Source organism: Candidatus Epulonipiscium viviparus (assembly GCF_030708075.1).
Taxonomy (GTDB): Bacteria; Bacillota; Clostridia; order Lachnospirales; family Cellulosilyticaceae; genus Epulonipiscioides; species Epulonipiscioides viviparus.
Genome location: NZ_CP117982.1, coordinates 1,816,306 through 1,833,427 on the forward strand (window position 1 = coordinate 1,816,306; position 17,122 = coordinate 1,833,427).

Below are 17,122 nucleotides of genomic sequence, written 5' to 3' on the forward strand. Positions count from 1 at the left end.
CTCCTAACTGCGATATGATGCATTAATGTCAACGTATTTTTCGGTTAAGTCACATCCAAAAGCAGTGGCAGAGCCAGCCCCCTGGTGCATATCAACCCAAATTGTAATTTCAGATTCGTTTAGCACATGTGTGGCAACAGATTCATCAAACATGACGGACGCACCTTCTGTACAAATTAAGATTTCTCCATTTTTACTTTTAAACTTTACGCTGATATTTTCGGGATCAAAGTCTACATCGGCATAGCCAAGTGCGCATAAAATTCGGCCCCAATTTGCATCATTTCCGTATACAGCAGTTTTAACGAGGCTAGAAGCAGTAACGGCTTTTGCTAATTTTTTGGCAGCCGCGTCATCTGCAGCGTTGGTTATCTCTACAATGAGCAACTTGCTAGCACCCTCTCCGTCTTTGGCAATTTTTTTAGCAAGAAATAAGTTTACCTCCATAAGCGCATCAACAAAAACTCGGAAATCTGCAGAGTCTTCTGTGATTGGAGCATTTCCAGCAAGGCCGTTTGCGATAATACTAACCATATCGTTGGTAGATGTGTCGCCGTCTACATCCACCATGTTATATGTTGGGGCAACTGTTTCGGCAAGAGCAAGCTGTAACATTTCGGCAGAAATATCGGTATCGGTAGTAATGAACGAAAGCATTGTGGCCATGTTAGGTGCAATCATTCCTGAACCTTTGGCAATGGCTCCGATTTTGCAAGTTGTACCGGCAATTTCAAATTCAACGGCAACTTCTTTGATAACTAGGTCGGTAGTCATTATTGCTTCTGCAGCGTCCACAGACCCATGTGCACAAACAGCTATTTTGGAAATTCCAGCAGCAATCTTATCTATCGGAAGACTTTGACCGATAACGCCAGTACTAGCTATGATTACGTCGTCTTCTGCGATATTAAATTTATCAGCAACTAATTGGCTCATTTTGTTTGCAAGCTCGACCCCATCTTTGTTACAAGTGTTAGCATTTCCGCTATTGCATATAAATAATTGTGCCTTACCAGTTGTGAGGTGTTCACGAGTAACTGTGATAGGTGCGCCAAAAACTTTGTTGGTAGTATAAACCGCAGCTGCAGGACCAGCGACGTCTGATATGATAACGGCAAGGTCATTTTTCGTTGCATTCTTTCTAATTCCACAATGTACTGCGCCTGCTTGAAAGCCGATAGGAGCAGTAATTCCACCTTCGATAAACATTTAAACATTCCTTCTTTCTATTATTTTATTATAATTTAAGTCCCAAAAATTCGTTGTTTCCAGATCTGATGTTGAGGCATTGCAAACTTGATCCTGCCGCACCCTTGCCAAGATTATCAAAAAGTGCGTGTAGATAAACTTCATTTTCGTTCCCTGTAACTACTATATCAAGCGAGTCAAGCCCCTCTTTATAGAACGGATTGAGAAAACCATCTACAATTGCAGGGTGATCATTGAAATTTGCAACATCAATTAGTTTGGTTGCTTTGTAAAAATTTTTGTAAGCAGATACGATATCTTCTGGAGATTTATTTGTGCCGCGCAACGATAATGGAATACTAACGCACATTCCAGAATAGTTATCGGCAACCATAGGCATAAAAATTGGTTCGGAGCTTAGTGTCGCAACTTTCTGCATTTCTTTGAGGTGCTTATGCTTCAAAGTGGTAGCATAAGGTCTGGGAAACTTGTAGCTATTGGGGCGATCGCTGCGTTCGTAATCAGCAATCATCTTGTTGCCGCCGCCGCTGTATCCAGTAATAGAGGTACAAGAGAGTACCAGGTCTGTCGCGATGATTTTGGAATTTCGAAGAGGTACAGCAAGAGCTAGAAAGCCGCTGGCATGGCATCCGGGGTTGGCGATGCGATTGGATTTTGCGATTTGCTCTTTGTATCCTAGTTCACTAAATCCGTATACCCAATCTAGATGAGTACGAAATTCTGTAGAAGTATCGATAAGAGGTACAGTAATTAGAGGTGCAATTTCTCTGGTGGCTTCGTTTGGAAGACAAGTGATGGCGATATCTGCGTTGTTGGCAGCCGCAACTCGTGCGTCCAAATTTTTGCGTAACTCAAAGTCTAATTCTACTATTTCATATTCTGCGAGGTGACTAAGTCGTTCTTTAAATGCAAGCCCGGTGGTTCCATAGCTTCCGTCAATATATACTTTCATAAATGTGTTCAACTCCTTTTTTTGATAAATGTAATTATACAAGTAGTGTGCATAAAAATCAACTTCTTTATTATAATTATACAAACTTTATAAAAAATTGGAAAAAATAGATAAATAATACGCAAATATTAACAGCAAGTTTAGAAAATCTTGACATATTGGCAATTTTGAGATATACTGAGAAAAGTTTGTTATATAAATTTAAGGAGGAGAAGAATTATGAGAAGAGCATTAAGCAAATGGATAACGGTAATGGCCATAGGAGGTATTGCAACTGTGACTTTCGGTCAGCCGTATGCACACGAAAACATAGCAAGATATGATTTGGGTAGCAATTATGCAATTGTTCATGGATTTGTAGAAGATCGAGCAGTAGTCATGGACAAAAGCGGTTATTATGGATACATAAATAATTATGGACAACAAATTACTCATATGAGATATAGTCAAGCATTAGATTTTTCGGAAGGATTGGCGCAATTCACATATACAAATGAATCAAATCCGGCGCAAAGTTATTATGGATATATCAATACATCGGGACAAGAAGCTATTGCGATAGCTGGAGAAGCTGCACTAAACGCGAATGGCGAGTTTTCTAATGGCGTAGCGTTGGTGGTTTCTGATACGGCGGCAGATAAGTTTATCGATACGTCGGGTGCTACGTTGCTAGAAGTATCGCAACCTCATTCAGGAATTGGCAGTCTATCAGATGAGGGACTTATTTTAATAGAAGATGACACCAATGCTCACGGAAACTTTTTTGGATATATGGACCTAAGCGGAAATATGGTAATACCATATTCATATCAAGATGCGGGAGAGTTTAACAATTGGGTAGCCCCAGTAAAGAAAGATGGGTTGTGGGGATATGTAGATGCGGCGGGAGCGACAGTGATTCCGTTTAGCTATTTGAGTGCAACAGAATTTAGTGACGACGGTGTTGCCTTTGTTGGTGGATCAAATGGTAAGAAAGCATTGATAAATAAGTTTGAACAGGGACTAACAGGCTTTGAATATGATGGAGTTGGTGAAATTAGCGAAGGATATGCGGTTGTGAGCCAGGGAGAAATGACTACTGCGGGCTTTAAAGGGTATTATGGTTACATTGATATCTATGGAAACCAAGTACTTCCCATGATATATAACAACGCGCAACCATTTTCTGAAGGGTTGGCAGCGGTGGAGCTTAATGGAAAATGGGGTTATATTGATGCGCTTGGAAATACCGTGATAGATTTTGTATATGACTATGCTACTCCTTTTGACAATGGCAATGCATCAGCAAAGTTGGGAGAGAATTGGTATATTTTAGCGCCGTCACCAATTAGATAAAGCAGGAGGTAAATATGAAAAAGCGCAAAAGAAAAAAGAAAGTCAATCAGGCACCAGAAGTTGTAGGCATCAGTATAATAGGATGTTGCGTCTTAATTATAGCAAGTATTTTTACCGAGCAGGCAGGAATGATTGGCAACGCGATCAAATATGTAACTGTGGGAATGTTTGGACTAGGTGGCTATATGCTACCTTTTTATATATTATATTTAGGCTTTACATATATAAGAAATGGAAAAAAATGTATTGAAAATAAAATAAGCAAAGCGTGGCCGATATTTATAATGATAGTATTTGGGGCAGAGTTATTGAGTAAAGATATGCCAGAAATATTATCGGTTTATCTTACTACATATTTTGCGGACACAACGTTTATTAATGGGGGATTGATCGGAAGTATAGTGGTTAATGTATTAGTAAAATTTTTGGGATTGTACGGTACATATATTGTGATTCTAGGCAGTGCCTTTTTATATGTATTTAAGCTGTATAACTTTTCGTTTGTAGCTTGGATAAAAGCAATCCCATCTTTGGAACCGAAGCAACCTAAAAGAAGACAAAGGCGCTCGGTGAGTTCTGTAAAAGTGGCATATAGAGAGCCAGCTCCAGCGGCAAGGGCGACGAGAAAAGTGCATATCAAGAACCAGCTCCAGCGGCAAGGGCGACGAGAAAAGCTGCATATCAGGAACCAGCTCCAGCGGCAAGGGCGACGAGAAAAACTGCGTATCAAGAACCGGCTCCAGCGGCAAGGGCGACGAGAAAAGCTGCGTATCAAGAACCAGCTCCAGCGGCAAGGGCGACGAGAAAAGCTGCGTATCAGAACCAGCTCCAGCGGCAAGGGCGACGAGAAAAGCTGCATATCAAGAACCAGCTCCAGCGGCAAGGGCGACGAGAAAAGCTGCGTATCAAGAACCAGCTCCAGCGGCAAGAGCGACGAGAAAAGCTGCATATCAAGAACCAGCTCCAGCGGCAAGAGCGACGAGAAAAGCTGCGTATCAGGAACCAGCTCCGGCGGCACCTGCTCCAAAAAAAAAAGTCGCCAGTATATGCTCCAGTAACAATGTTATCTCCCAAGGATAATCCAAAAGCTAATGCGAGTCCAGCAAAGCCAGCTGTGGATCAACCCAAAATTTATGTGATGGAAAATACGCAAAACGAAATTAGAAAACGTAAGACTAAGAGACCTGTAAATGCGTATCAGTTTCCGGACATTGAGTTGCTAGTAAAGCAAGAGAATAAAAATTCGGGACAGGATACTATGTACTTGCAGACGATGGCAACAAAGCTAGAGGATACATTAAAATGTTTTGGCATAGAAGCGCGAGTTGCAGAAGTATATAAAGGCCCGTCGGTAACGAGATACGAATTGGCTCCAAAGCAGGGGATCAAGGTGAGTAAGATTTTGAATTTATCGGATGATATAGCACTTAGCTTGGCAGCAAAACGCATTCGAATAGAAGCACCTATTCCTGGAAAGCCGTTGGTGGGAATAGAAATTCCAAATGCTAAGGCAGAGACAGTGTTTTTAAGAGATATAATCGATACAAATAAATTTGATGATTATCCGTCTAAGCTTGCGTTTGCAATAGGCAAAGACATTTCGGGGGCACCAGTTATACATGACATTGCGAAGATGCCGCACGTATTAATCGCGGGAGCGACGGGGTCTGGAAAAAGTGTTTGCATCAATACTTTGGTTGCAAGCATTTTGTATAAAGCGGCACCGACAGATGTAAAGTTACTTATGATCGACCCGAAAGTGGTGGAGTTGAATGTGTATAATGGAATTCCGCATTTGCTTAGACCGGTGGTAACGGATCCGAAGGAAGCTGCAGCTGCGTTGAACTCAATAGTAGAAGAAATGACCATGAGGTATAAGCTATTTGCAGAAAACATGGTGCGCGATATAAAAGGGTTTAATAAGAAGGCGGATAGGGCAAATAAGATGCCACATATTGTGGTTATTATAGATGAGCTTTCGGACTTGATGATGACTGCTGCGAAAGAGGTGGAAGATTCGATTTGCCGATTGGCACAGATGGCCCGTGCTGCGGGCATTCATTTGGTGATAGCAACACAGAGGCCGTCTGTAGATGTAATTACAGGAATAATCAAAGCCAATATTCCGTCGAGAATGGCTTTTGCGGTATCGTCTGGTGTAGATTCACGAACTATTTTGGATAGTGTAGGTGCAGAAAAATTGCTAGGAAAAGGCGATATGTTGTTCTGCCCGATGGGTGAATCAAAGCCGATACGTATTCAGGGCGCATTTATTTCGGATACAGAAGTGGAAGAGCTGGTAGATTCGATTAAAAGCACTCAGTATGCAAAGTTGGCATAAGTTGGTTATAGCGCACGTATAATTCGTTCGGCATTTTTAAAGAGCAGCTTATCAACCTGAGCTGCTGTAAATTCGTTATTAAGTGCATTTGCTAGCAGTCCAACGGCAGATGCATCTTTCATTTCTAGAGGGCAATCAATTCCATCAAAATCTGATCCAAATCCTATCGTATTTTCACCTCCAATATCCACTAAATATTTAGTCATTTGCAAAATATCTGCTACATAGCTGGTTTTGTTATCTGATAAAAATCCACTATAATAATTGACACCGATTAAACCGTCGGTCGATGCGATTTGCTTGATGTGCGAATCTTTGAGATTTCGGCTTTTATTATAAATAGCCCTAGCGTTTGAATGTGAGGCTATGATTGGCTTTTTGGAAATGGCCAATACATCGTCGATGCCAGCATCAGACAGATGCGAAACATCAATTAAAATGTGCTTTTGATTGAGATATTCCACGACTTCTTTACCATAATTAGTGAGTCCAATTTCGGGCATTGAGTGTGGTGCGCCTAATGAATTTTGGTAATTCCAAGTTAACGTAATCAAACGAACCTTCATATCTTCTATCTTATCAACCATGTGTAAACCCTCTTTTATGATTTCTCCTTCTTCTGCAGATATAAAAGCTGCAATCTTCTCTGCGGTAAGAGCTTGTTTGTACTCATCATAGTTGGATACTATGGTGACTTTATCGCTGTGTTTCTCTGCTTCTGCAATAAAATAGTTATACATATTAGTAAAAAACTCAAATGGAGTGAGATTGTCTAGATGATTAAGCGAAACAAACATGGCAAACCATTGAGCCAAATATCCGCCTTGATGTAGTTTTTCTAGGTCGATATGTCTATCATTGGATAAAAGTGACAATTGGCGTTTAAAAATAATCATAGCAGTGTCAGCGTGAAAATCGATCATAATAAAACCTCCTCTAACGTTTTTGGTGTATACGTTGAAAAAAAGCAGGAAGAAAAATCTCCCTGCAATAAAATATTAAAGAATTATACAAAGAAGTCCGCCGGTGCCTTCGTTTATTATTTTTTGAAGTGTTTCTTGCAATTTTTGTTGCGCATCCTCTGGTATTTTATATAGCTTATTTTGAAGACCCTCATTTACTATATCGTATAGAGTGCGACCAAACATAATGTTGGTTTCCCACATATATTCGGGAGTGGTATGAGTAAGTTCGTCGATAACCTGTTGAACCTGCTCTTCTGTGCCTATTATAGGAGAAACTTCTGTTTGAATGTCTGCACGAATGATGTGATAACTCGGTGCGGTTGCGCAAAGCTTGACACCGTGGCTTGTACCCTGGCTTATAGTTTCTGGTGTCTCCAAAATAAATTCATCTTTTGAAGGGCTAACAACTCCGTAACCTTTTCGTCTAACATCTTCTAAAGCTAAAGCAACTTTGTCGTACTCTTTTTGAGTTTGTGCCAGATTTTTGATTAGGCTCATAAGTTCGTGGTCACCATGAATATCAAGCCCTGTGGTTTCTGATAAAACTTTGTAGAATAAATCGTCTGATGTGTGAACAACAACTTTGATTACTCCATCACCTAATTGAATTTTCTCGAGATATACGTTTTTAACATTTGGGATATTCGTCAATTTGTTGATTGTATCTTTTACCTGCCTGATATTTTCAAGAGGGTAAATATGTTCTTTAATTTGGGCGATCCATTCTTGTTTGAACCAGTGGTCGTTTTCTAGGGTTTCTGCCCATTTTGGCAAGGTAAATTGAATTTCGTTGAGTGGAAATTCATATAGCACACGTTCCAAAATTTGGTTTATATCATCAATTTTCATCTGGGCAACATCTAAAGGAACAACTGGTACGTCGTATTGCTGCGACAATTGACTAGATTGCGCCAAAACTTCTTGATCAAAAGGCTTTTTCGTATTGAAGATAACGATAAAAGGTTTGCCAAGGCTTTTAAGCTCGGTAATAACTCTATCTTCGGCATCTAAATAGCTGGAACGAGGGATATCGGTGATGGAACCATCTGTTGTTACCACGATGCCTATTGTGGAATGGTCATTGATAACTTTTTTGGTGCCAATTTCGGCAGCTTGAGTAAAAGGAATGTCTTCATTATACCAAGGAGTTTGAACCATTCTTGGAGTGTTATCGGTATATAAGTATCCTTCCGCATCGGGGATAACGTAGCCAACACAATCAATAAGTCGTACATTAACAGAAAAATCTCCACCGATTGTGATATTTACTGCCTCGTTTGGAATAAATTTAGGCTCGGTAGTAGTAATCATTGTTCCGCCGCCACTTTGTGGTAATTCATCTTGTGCTCGCTCTTTGCTGTATTCATTTTGAATGTTGGGAATAACTAAAGCTTCCATAAATCTTTTTATAAATGTAGACTTACCTGTTCTAACGGGCCCTACTATCCCTAAATAAATATCACCAGCTGTTCTTTCTTGAATGTCTCGGTAGATATCGTAGTTTTCCATGAATAAATCCTCCTTATAAGGTTTTAAAGTATAAAATTAAATGTATGGGTACATTTAACTATATGTACAAAACATAAGGATATGACTATTTTGATAAAAAAAAACTTCCCTTTTCAACCAAAGAGAAATTTTAATAAATCTTCAAATTTAATCTGATGTTCTTGATAAGTTTTCATGTTTTTAACCAAGAGAGTGGCAGTTTCTAATTCTGTTTCTCCTATAATAGTGGCATACTTAGCTCCTATTTTGTTTGCATATTTCATTTGTGCTTTTACACTTCTATTCAATAGGTCGGTATCGGCATTAATGTGCTGGCTTCTAAGATCGTTGACCAAAATCATGGCCTTTTCCATGGCCGCATCTCCGCGGTAGCCGATAAATATATCTCGTGTGGCTATGTTTTGATTGGGATTTTCTGCTAAATAGGCTATTAGCAACCTTTCGATGCCTGTGCCAAATCCAACTGCAGGAACTGCTTTGCCGCCTATCTCTTCTACCAGTTTATCGTAGCGCCCACCACCGCAAATCGTTCCAGAATAGGCTTCGCTATCCAATATAAATTCAAATACGGTCTTTGTGTAATAATCCAACCCACGTACAATTCGAGGATTTACGATAAATGGAATATTCATTTTGGTGAGCAACGTTGTGAGTGTATCGAAATGTTCTCGGCATTCTGGATCTAAAGCATCTAGTGTTGTAGGTGCATCGGCAAATAATTTTTGGCAATCTTCATTTTTGCAGTCTAACACGCGGAGAGGATTTTTGATGCGCCTTTCGTTACACAGAGAACAGAGGTTGTCCTTCTTGGTTTCCAAAAAATTTTTTAGTTGCTGATTATATTTTTCGCGACACTTGGGCCCTCCCAGCGAGTTGATATATAGCTTGACGTTGGCGATGTTGAGTCGCTTTAGTAGGGTGTTCGCAACAGCAATGACTTCGGCATCTGCAATAGCGGCGCTGCTACCAAATACTTCTACACCAAATTGATGAAATTGTCTCAATCTGCCAGCTTCTGGTCGCTCGTATCTAAAAGTTGGCGAAATATAATATAGCTTGGTAGGCTGCGCGTTCTCTCCCAGGTTGCGTTCAAGGTAGGCACGAACAACCGCAGCGGTGCTTTCTGGCTTTAAAGTAATATTATTATCACCTTTGTCCACAAACGAATACATTTCTTTTTGTACAATATCTGTTGCAGTTCCGACGCCGCGTTGAAATAGATGCGTAAGTTCAAAAATAGGAGTTCGAATTTCGCCTATTCCAAAATTTTCGCAAACCTCTCTAATTATAGATTCTACTTTTTGTAAATTTCGAATTTCGGTTCCAAAGATATCTTTGGTTCCTTTTAATGCATTAATTGCCATAAATCTGTTCCTTTCTAATTATACTATTGGCGCAGACGCATCCCATAGACATCGCTGCCTGGATGTTGTAGCCTCCAGTATCCGCATCAATATCAATCACTTCGCCTATAAAATATAGCCCCCGTTGCTTTCTACTTTCGAGTGTAGTAGGATTAAGTTCTTTTAAGCTGACGCCGCCACAAGTAACAACAGCAGAATTTAAATCTCCAACGGATGCGACGTTAATAGGCAACTTGGTCATATATGTGGCTATTTTTTTGCGATTTTCCCTGCTTATATTTGCGCAATGAAGGTCGGCAGGTATCGATAAAATTGAGAGCAATACTGCAATAAAGCTTCGCGGAAAAGCAAATTTACGCAAATATAACCCAATTGAGTCTTTTCCAAAAGCAATTAAGTCTTGCTCAAGTTCTTTTTGAACCACTTCGTATGGCTTGTTTACCAAATTGAAAGTGACGAGATCACCCGCTTCGATCCACCTAGTGCTATTTAAAACAACAGGTCCAGAAACGCCGTTATGCGTAAAAAGCAAGTCTCCAACTTTGTCACGAACTTTTTTCTCATTATGCCAGATAGTCATTGTAACATTTTTAAATGAAACACCGCTAATAGCGGCATAGTCGGTTTCAACTGATATTATATTAGAAATCGACGGCCGAAGCTTTGTAACTTTATGGTTAAATTGCTGGGCAATGGCATAACCGAATCCATCATTTCCGAGATGCATAAAAGATGTCCCCCCGGTTGCGATGATTAGGTTTTCTGTTGAAAAAAAATCACCATCGGTAGTAGAGACCTGAAAAACACCATCGTATTCCAAAATTGCGTTTATCTCAACCCCAGATTGTATTTGCGCACCGTTAAGCTTGCAAGATCGAACCAAGGCATCGAGTATGTCGGTACTATTTCTAGAGCTTGGAAAAACCTTTCCGCTACTAGTAACTTCTATATCTACGCCATAGGCTTTAAAAAATTTGATAGAATCCTTATTAGTAAAAACATTTAAGGCGTGTTTTATAAAGTTAAAATTATCACCATATTTATCTTTAAACTCTTCTAAATCGCCTGCATGGGTAAAATTACATTGGCCACTTCCTGATACAAGTAATTTACGCCCTAATTGTGTATTTTTTTCGAGCACAAGGGTACTCAATCCATATTCTGATAAATTATAGGCAGCAAATAACCCCGCAGGACCTGCGCCAACAACAATAGCTTTATAAAACATTTACATTTCTCCTCCAGTGCGTATTAGTGTAATGGATTTTATTGGCATTTGTCAAGCCACCTAACTAACAAATAGTAATATTTTGAAAAAATAAACATAGCAATAATTATATAATATAAAAAGGAGGGGTTAGATTGAAAACAATGGTAGCAATAATTAAGGCTGCATTATATATTAGTTTTTTTGCTATAATTCAGCTACTGATAATGGGTATCTATTTGGCAATAAATATTGTATTAAAGATTAATGAAGCCGATTTAGAAAATTTGATGTTGACTGATATTCAAAATCTAGCATGGCAGATACTAGAAGATATGCTCGACCAAACACCTACATTGATGATTATAAGTGGAGTAGTGATGATCATTTTGCTGTGGGCATTTTTTAAGTTGCGACACAAACGCTTTAGAACAGAAATTTATCTAAAGTCTATACATGCTTCGAATATAACGCCACTGATTTTGGTGGGAGTAGCTACTAATTTTATCGCCACTTTGGTAGCCACGCTGATTCCATATCCAGAAAGCTGGGTAACTAATTATGAGCAAACGATAGATTTTGCCGTGGATTCCAATACACTAATGACAATTTTGATGGTGGTTGTTTACGCAGGAATAGTAGAAGAAGTGATTTTTAGAGGATTGGTATATACGAGATTAAAAAGAGGAATGCCGATGGCGATAGCGATGATTTTGTCGTCAGTAGCATTTGGGGCGGTGCACGGCTCGCCAATACAAATAATTTATGCGACACTAATAGGGCTAGTACTGGTTTGGGTGTTCGAAAAATTTAAATCTATAGTGCCGTCTATAATCGTGCACATGGTAAATAATGCCGTGGGATTAATAGTGGCTTGGGCTGCGCCTCTCTTAGAGGGCAATATGCTAGCAGTAATGATATATATTATTTCTATGAGCGCTGTAACAATAATGGCCGGGATATGGCTTCTCAAAAAGAAAGAGTCATATCGAAATATATTTGTGGTATAATTTTGTAAAAACTAAGAATAGCGATAATTATATAATAGAAGAGGAACAATATACAAAAGGAGGTCCAAAAATGAGGACAATTGGAGCAATAATCAAAGCCATTTTGTATGTTGTTTTTTTTGTGGTAATTCAGGGATTGACAAGCTTTATCTATTTGATTGCAACTCTGATATCAAAGCTTAGAGCTGCTGACTTTGAAAGTGTGACATCGAAAAGTGTTCAAGATATGCTTATACAGTCGGCAATAGAGCTGTGGGATAAAATGCCTATATTGATGATTGGTAGCGGAATATTTATGCTCGTTTTGCTATGGATAATTTTTAAAATGCGCCACAAAAGTTTTGCAAAAGAAATTCATCTAAAAGCTATAGGTGCCTCAAATATAGTGCCGCTAATTTTGGTGGGAATCGCTCTTCAATTTGTTGCGACTTTGGCAGTTGAGCTAATTCCGTATCCAGAAATTTGGATTATTGATCATCAGCAAGCTATGGATGAAGCGGTGAATTTAAAAAATATAGCAATGACGATTTGTTCGGTAGTTATTTATGCAGGGATTGTAGAAGAAGTGATTTTTAGAGGATTGGTATATACGAGATTAAAAAGAGGAATGCCTGTAGTTGTCGCGGCAATTTTATCATCAATATTATTTGGGTTGATACATGGCTCGCCGATACAGGTGCTTGCTACAATATTGATGGGATTATTACTGGTTTGGGTGTTCGAAAAATTCAATTCTATAGTACCCTGTATAATTGTTCATATGGCTAATAATCTTACGGCAATAGTGATTGCGTGGGCCTCTCCAATTATAGAAAGAAATATGTGGACAATAATAATATATACCATGGTGATGAGTGCTATAACAATGATAGCAGGTATATGGCTTTGCAAAAAGCAAAAGGCGCATTAAGATTATTGCTGCTGCAAAAGTGAAGGCAGTTGCAGCAACTGGATCTATCTCCAAAATTCTAGTGTGAGCTCATAACAATCTCCTATTTCGTTGCGAATTATTTTGTTTGAGTTGCCGAAGGACAAGTAGTCGTTGTTGTAATAACGGAGTGGGCACATCATAAGGAAATGGCTGATCGATACATTCGGGATAATAGTTTGATAAATCTTCGATGATTGTCATGATGCGATGCTGCTCTGGAGGATAGTGTTGTTTATCCAATGTTTGCCATTTTTGGAGATGAGGCACTAAATTGGCTAACATGTTGCTATGACGAGCCATACACATCAGTGCTTCTAAATTAATGAACGGATCTTCGCAAAGTAGCATATCCTCTATAACTTTTTCGGCTTTCGATAGTAAAGATACAGAATTAGATAAATAAATAATTGTCTCGGCTGCCGCAAATTTAATAGTCAAGTTATTGTTGTTGAGCAATTTTTCGATTTGAGGCAATAGATCTTGTTTATTAAAGTAAGTAGCGATTTTGAGAGCCCAGTATTGAAATGTGGGATCATCGGTTTCGAGATAGGTTGTTAACGTTTTACTAGAATTAGTGCGCTTTAGCATTTTATCACTCATGTTGTAAAGTTTTGTGAAGGGGTAACCAACATAGCCTTTAGAAAATATTTCATAAATAGGTCTAGAAAGTTCTTGCGAAAGTCTGTGTTGCTCAATTTCGGGAACAAACCCTAAATCATCAATTTTAAACATAAAGTCACGCAAATTATTTCTAAAATCGAGTATAAGAGAGTGGAATGCAAAGTTTTGGGCAAGGTTTGTTAGCTGCTGCGGATCAGACTCTAGGTCATAGAGTTCTTCGGGAGGACGAATATCGATTATAAAGCAGTTTTTGCGATCATATGTATACTGACGCAATAAATATTGTTCTTGTGTATACTGATTTTGTGCCTCTTGAAGCCAGCTTTCGGTAAAGTAGGGAGCCATTCTGCGTGTATAAGAAGAAAATCGGTGAGTATTGGAAGGATAAAAATTTCGAATATATAAATATTTATTGGACTTTACTGCACGTACAAAATCGCTAGTCGAATCAATTCTATCCATAAATGAATATGAGTACTTTACAAAAGTAGTGGAACTCAAAAAATTTCTGCCTTGCATATAATAAGGGATTTTGCTACCAGCTAATTCAATAATGGTCGGCGCAATATCGATAAAGCTGACTGCGCTATAAGAGTGTGCTCCGGAAGCATAAGCGATTGTTTGCGGACCCTGAAACCTTTCGGGAATGCGTATAATTAGAGGCACGGTAATGCTTTCGTTCCATATATTGCATTTGCCTCCCGCAAGGCCCATTCCGTTATCTCCCAAAAATATAATTATCGTATCTTCATATAGCCCATCGTTTTTGAGGTGCGCTATTGTTTCGCCCACCATTCGATCCATTGTAGTTATAGTTTCATAATATTGTCCCCATATTTCTCGGGTTTGCGGTGTATCAAAATGATATCCAGGTATAGGGATAGCGTCTCTATCTACATATTCAGCGGCGGTGAGACGTGGCGTTACCAAAGCTCTGTGTTCTGCTGTATCAGATGGATACCCATATTGAGATTGATGCGTACATGAAAAGGTTGCCATCAAAAAAAACGGCTTATCATCGCGTTTTCTCCAAGTATCTGCGATGTTTTGCGGAAGCTGCGGGCTATCAGTCGCGCCGGCGTTAGGAATTATAGCGTCCCAGCCGTCGGGAATCTGAAGTTTGCTCCTATGCTGAAAGTTATAATCAGTTTTATCTATTGCGCAAAAATATCCATTGCTATGAATATATTTGGAAACAGGTTTGATATCAGAAGGAATTGCGGTGTTTGTTCCATGATTACTAATGCCCAGTGATGCGGGATACATTCCTAAGGCGAGAGAGGTCCTTGCAGTAGAACAGATGGAGGATACACAATTTGTATGATGATATATCATCCCCTCTTTAGATAGTTGATCTAAAAATGGAGTATGTGCAATAAGGTCACCATAGCAACCAAGATGCTGGCTGATATCTTCTGCAATTAAAATTAAGATATTGGGTTTCACGACTATCATCCTTTCGTAGGAAGTATATTATTTAATCTACATAGTACACAAGTGATTTAATCTTAAAACCAGGTTGCGACGCAACTTTAACTAGTTGATTTACATGAGATGGATTAGAAGATTTAATGATTTTAAGAATGGGTGTTAGTGGAGAAGTTTTGACTGTTTTGACTACAATTCCAATATCACCGCAAGTCAATTGCAATAACATATCTTTGTGAAAGATGTCCACATTGTTCATAAAAAGTCCAAGATAGACAGGGTCTAGGTAAGATGTCCTGATTTGCAAGTCTTCTGTTAAGACAGATGCTCTCGCTGGGTTTTGCCACATTTTTTCTTGTAAACTATAATATAAGTCGACAATTTTAAGTATTCTAGCCCCTTTACAAATGTTATCGCCGTGTAATTTGTTAGGAAATCCAGTTCCATCATATAACTCGTGATGTTGTCTGATTATTTCTAAGATTTCTTCTGGAAGATCATAAGTGCTCTTTAAGAAATTTGCACCATTAATTGGATGTTTTTGTCTTGCTATATTGCTAGAGCCAAAATGAGCAGCTAAGCCAATATCGCGCAGTAATACTGCTAAACATAGATTTACAGCATCGTTGGGGTTCCAGCCTAATTTTAATGCAAATAGTGTCGTTGTAATTGCTACATAAATATTGGTTTCTGTTGGAGATTTTGTGAGTAACTTGTTGGGTTCATAATTTAATCTATAATTTTGTTTGCCCGCATACAAAGTGTAAACAATATCGTTTACAGTGTGCATTATTTTTAATAGGGTTTCAAAATCTCCTTGTCCAGATTGATTGATGTTGCGCAATTCATTTAATGTTGATATTCTTTGGAGTATGTTTTGGGGAATAGCAGTGTATGTGGGTACCTGATCTTGTGAATACTTATCTATAATATATACACAAGCAAGATTAGTATTTTTTAGTCTATTTACTAGTCCTGCGGTTAGTAATTGTCCTTTGGTTAATAAGACTTTTGAATTCTCGTCTAAAATATCGATGGCTAATATATTGTTACTTTGTAAATGGGTAAGGGGAATCATTCTCATAAATAAACACTCCTTAAAATTAATATTTATGTTTAAGTATAGTATAAATTTTTAATTAAGTCAAAAAAAGTTGAAATTAATCTACATAGTATATAAATGATTTAATATTAAATTCCGGGGTAGATCCAATCTTGATTTTTTGATTTATTCGGGATGGTTCAGAAGATTTGATGATTGTAACAGTGGGGGTTAACGGTGAAGATTTGTAGGTTCTAGTGACAATTCCAATGTCCCCACAAGTCAATTGCAATAACATATCGATATGGTAGATATCTACATTATGCATAAAAAGTGAAAGATAAACAGGGTCAAAAGTAGGTGTTCTCCTTTCTAAATCCTCTGTTAGTAGAGATGCGCGGCTTGGCGTATACCACAGCTTTTCTTGTACAGCGTAATATGAATCTACGATTTTTAGCAGTCTAGCTCCTTTGCAAATATCATCTCCTTGCAATTTGTTAGGAAACCCCGTTCCATCGTATGATTCATGATGCTGCCGAATGATATCTAAAATGTCTTCGGGAAGCCCATAAGATTTTTCCAAATATTCAGCACCAACTATCGGATGTTTAGTACGCAATGAGCGGTCCACAGGCGCATCGATGTTTGGAGATAATAGACCAATATCACGCAGTAGTATTGCTAGGCACAAATTAACTGTGTCATTGGGATTCCAACCCAATTTTAAGGCAAATAACGTAGTGGTGATTGCTATATAAATGTTGCTTTCTACTGTAGATTTGGTGAGCAATTTATTTGGTTCATAGGTCAATCGATGATTCTGTTTCTCAATCGATAAAGAGTATACAATATCGTTTACCGCATACATAGCTTTTAGTAAACTATCTTGATTCCCCAATCCCGATAAAGTTAATTTGCCTATATCGTTTAGTGCAGTGATTCTGCTAATTATATTGTGAGGTAAGGCTGTGTATGTAGGTGTTAAACTTTTAGAATATGAATCAATGATATATACACATGCAAGGTCAGCACGCTTTAATTGTGCTATTGTTTTGTCAGTTAATAAGTGTCCTTGTTTCAATAAAATTTGTGAATGCTCATCTAAAACATCTATAGCTAATGTGCAATGGGGTCTTAAACTATTAGTAGGCACCATTCGCATAAGTATCACCCTTTCAAAATAATATTAGTAAAAAAAAGGCAAATCA

General features: G+C 38.5%; 13 protein-coding genes and 1 pseudogene. 5 read left to right on the forward strand and 9 right to left on the reverse strand.

Going from position 1 to position 17,122, the window contains the following annotated elements:
• Positions 1-3 precede the first annotated feature (3 nt).
• Both argJ and argC read right to left on the reverse strand, forming a co-directional pair.
• Positions 4-1,209 (reverse strand): bifunctional ornithine acetyltransferase/N-acetylglutamate synthase, encoded by a 1,206-nt coding sequence (argJ, locus tag PCY70_RS07600; RefSeq protein WP_305766886.1) that lies wholly within the window; start codon positions 1,207-1,209, stop codon positions 4-6.
• Positions 1,210-1,237: 28 nt separating this feature from the next.
• On the reverse strand, positions 1,238-2,161 hold the full coding sequence (gene argC, locus PCY70_RS07605) for an N-acetyl-gamma-glutamyl-phosphate reductase (protein ID WP_305766887.1): 924 nt from the start codon (positions 2,159-2,161) through the stop codon (positions 1,238-1,240).
• A 219-nt stretch (positions 2,162-2,380) separates the two neighbouring features.
• Here argC and PCY70_RS07610 point away from each other — a divergent pair, with 219 nt between their 5' ends.
• The 3 genes and pseudogenes from PCY70_RS07610 to PCY70_RS07620 all read left to right on the forward strand — a co-directional run.
• On the forward strand, positions 2,381-3,496 hold the full coding sequence (locus PCY70_RS07610) for a WG repeat-containing protein (RefSeq protein ID WP_305766888.1): 1,116 nt from the start codon (positions 2,381-2,383) through the stop codon (positions 3,494-3,496).
• Positions 3,497-3,510: 14 nt separating this feature from the next.
• Positions 3,511-4,554, forward strand: a complete 1,044-nt coding sequence (locus PCY70_RS07615) for a DNA translocase FtsK 4TM domain-containing protein (RefSeq protein WP_305766889.1) — start codon at positions 3,511-3,513, stop codon at positions 4,552-4,554.
• A 92-nt stretch (positions 4,555-4,646) separates the two neighbouring features.
• A pseudogene (locus PCY70_RS07620) lies at positions 4,647-5,813 on the forward strand (DNA translocase FtsK); the annotation flags it as partial.
• A gap of 29 nt (positions 5,814-5,842) precedes the next feature.
• Here the strand turns inward: PCY70_RS07620 and PCY70_RS07625 are convergent.
• The 4 genes from PCY70_RS07625 to PCY70_RS07640 all read right to left on the reverse strand — a co-directional run bounded on the left by PCY70_RS07625 (position 5,843) and on the right by PCY70_RS07640 (position 10,903).
• Complete coding sequence (locus tag PCY70_RS07625) at positions 5,843-6,760, reverse strand: dipeptidase (RefSeq protein WP_305766890.1); 918 nt, start codon at positions 6,758-6,760, stop codon at positions 5,843-5,845.
• Positions 6,761-6,835: 75 nt separating this feature from the next.
• On the reverse strand, positions 6,836-8,311 hold the full coding sequence (gene spoIVA, locus PCY70_RS07630; protein WP_010168042.1) for a stage IV sporulation protein A: 1,476 nt from the start codon (positions 8,309-8,311) through the stop codon (positions 6,836-6,838).
• A 113-nt stretch (positions 8,312-8,424) separates the two neighbouring features.
• A complete protein-coding gene (gene hisS, locus PCY70_RS07635; RefSeq protein ID WP_029488188.1) occupies positions 8,425-9,675 on the reverse strand; it encodes a histidine--tRNA ligase in 1,251 nt (416 codons plus the stop codon).
• Positions 9,665-10,903 carry a BaiN/RdsA family NAD(P)/FAD-dependent oxidoreductase gene (locus tag PCY70_RS07640; protein ID WP_305766891.1) on the reverse strand — a complete coding sequence of 413 codons (1,239 nt, stop codon included), beginning with the start codon at positions 10,901-10,903 and terminating at the stop codon, positions 9,665-9,667. The genes hisS and PCY70_RS07640 overlap by 11 nt, the downstream gene beginning before the upstream one ends.
• 143 nt (positions 10,904-11,046) lie before the next feature.
• Between PCY70_RS07640 and PCY70_RS07645 the strand changes: the two genes are divergently transcribed.
• Together PCY70_RS07645 and PCY70_RS07650 are read left to right on the forward strand one after the other, a co-directional pair.
• Positions 11,047-11,892 (forward strand): CPBP family intramembrane glutamic endopeptidase, encoded by an 846-nt coding sequence (locus PCY70_RS07645; RefSeq protein WP_305768956.1) that lies wholly within the window; start codon positions 11,047-11,049, stop codon positions 11,890-11,892.
• A 70-nt stretch (positions 11,893-11,962) separates the two neighbouring features.
• Positions 11,963-12,802 (forward strand): CPBP family intramembrane glutamic endopeptidase, encoded by an 840-nt coding sequence (locus PCY70_RS07650; protein WP_305766892.1) that lies wholly within the window; start codon positions 11,963-11,965, stop codon positions 12,800-12,802.
• A gap of 69 nt (positions 12,803-12,871) precedes the next feature.
• Here the strand turns inward: PCY70_RS07650 and PCY70_RS07655 are convergent, their stop codons facing one another.
• The 3 genes from PCY70_RS07655 to PCY70_RS07665 all read right to left on the reverse strand — a co-directional run bounded on the left by PCY70_RS07655 (position 12,872) and on the right by PCY70_RS07665 (position 17,076).
• Positions 12,872-14,890 (reverse strand): sulfatase-like hydrolase/transferase, encoded by a 2,019-nt coding sequence (locus PCY70_RS07655; RefSeq protein ID WP_305766893.1) that lies wholly within the window; start codon positions 14,888-14,890, stop codon positions 12,872-12,874.
• 31 nt (positions 14,891-14,921) lie between these two features.
• Positions 14,922-15,956 carry an HD-GYP domain-containing protein gene (locus tag PCY70_RS07660; RefSeq protein ID WP_305766894.1) on the reverse strand — a complete coding sequence of 345 codons (1,035 nt, stop codon included), beginning with the start codon at positions 15,954-15,956 and terminating at the stop codon, positions 14,922-14,924.
• Between the two features lie 76 nt (positions 15,957-16,032).
• Positions 16,033-17,076, reverse strand: coding sequence for an HD-GYP domain-containing protein (locus PCY70_RS07665; RefSeq protein WP_305766895.1), 1,044 nt, complete (start codon positions 17,074-17,076; stop codon positions 16,033-16,035).
• Positions 17,077-17,122 lie beyond the last annotated feature (46 nt).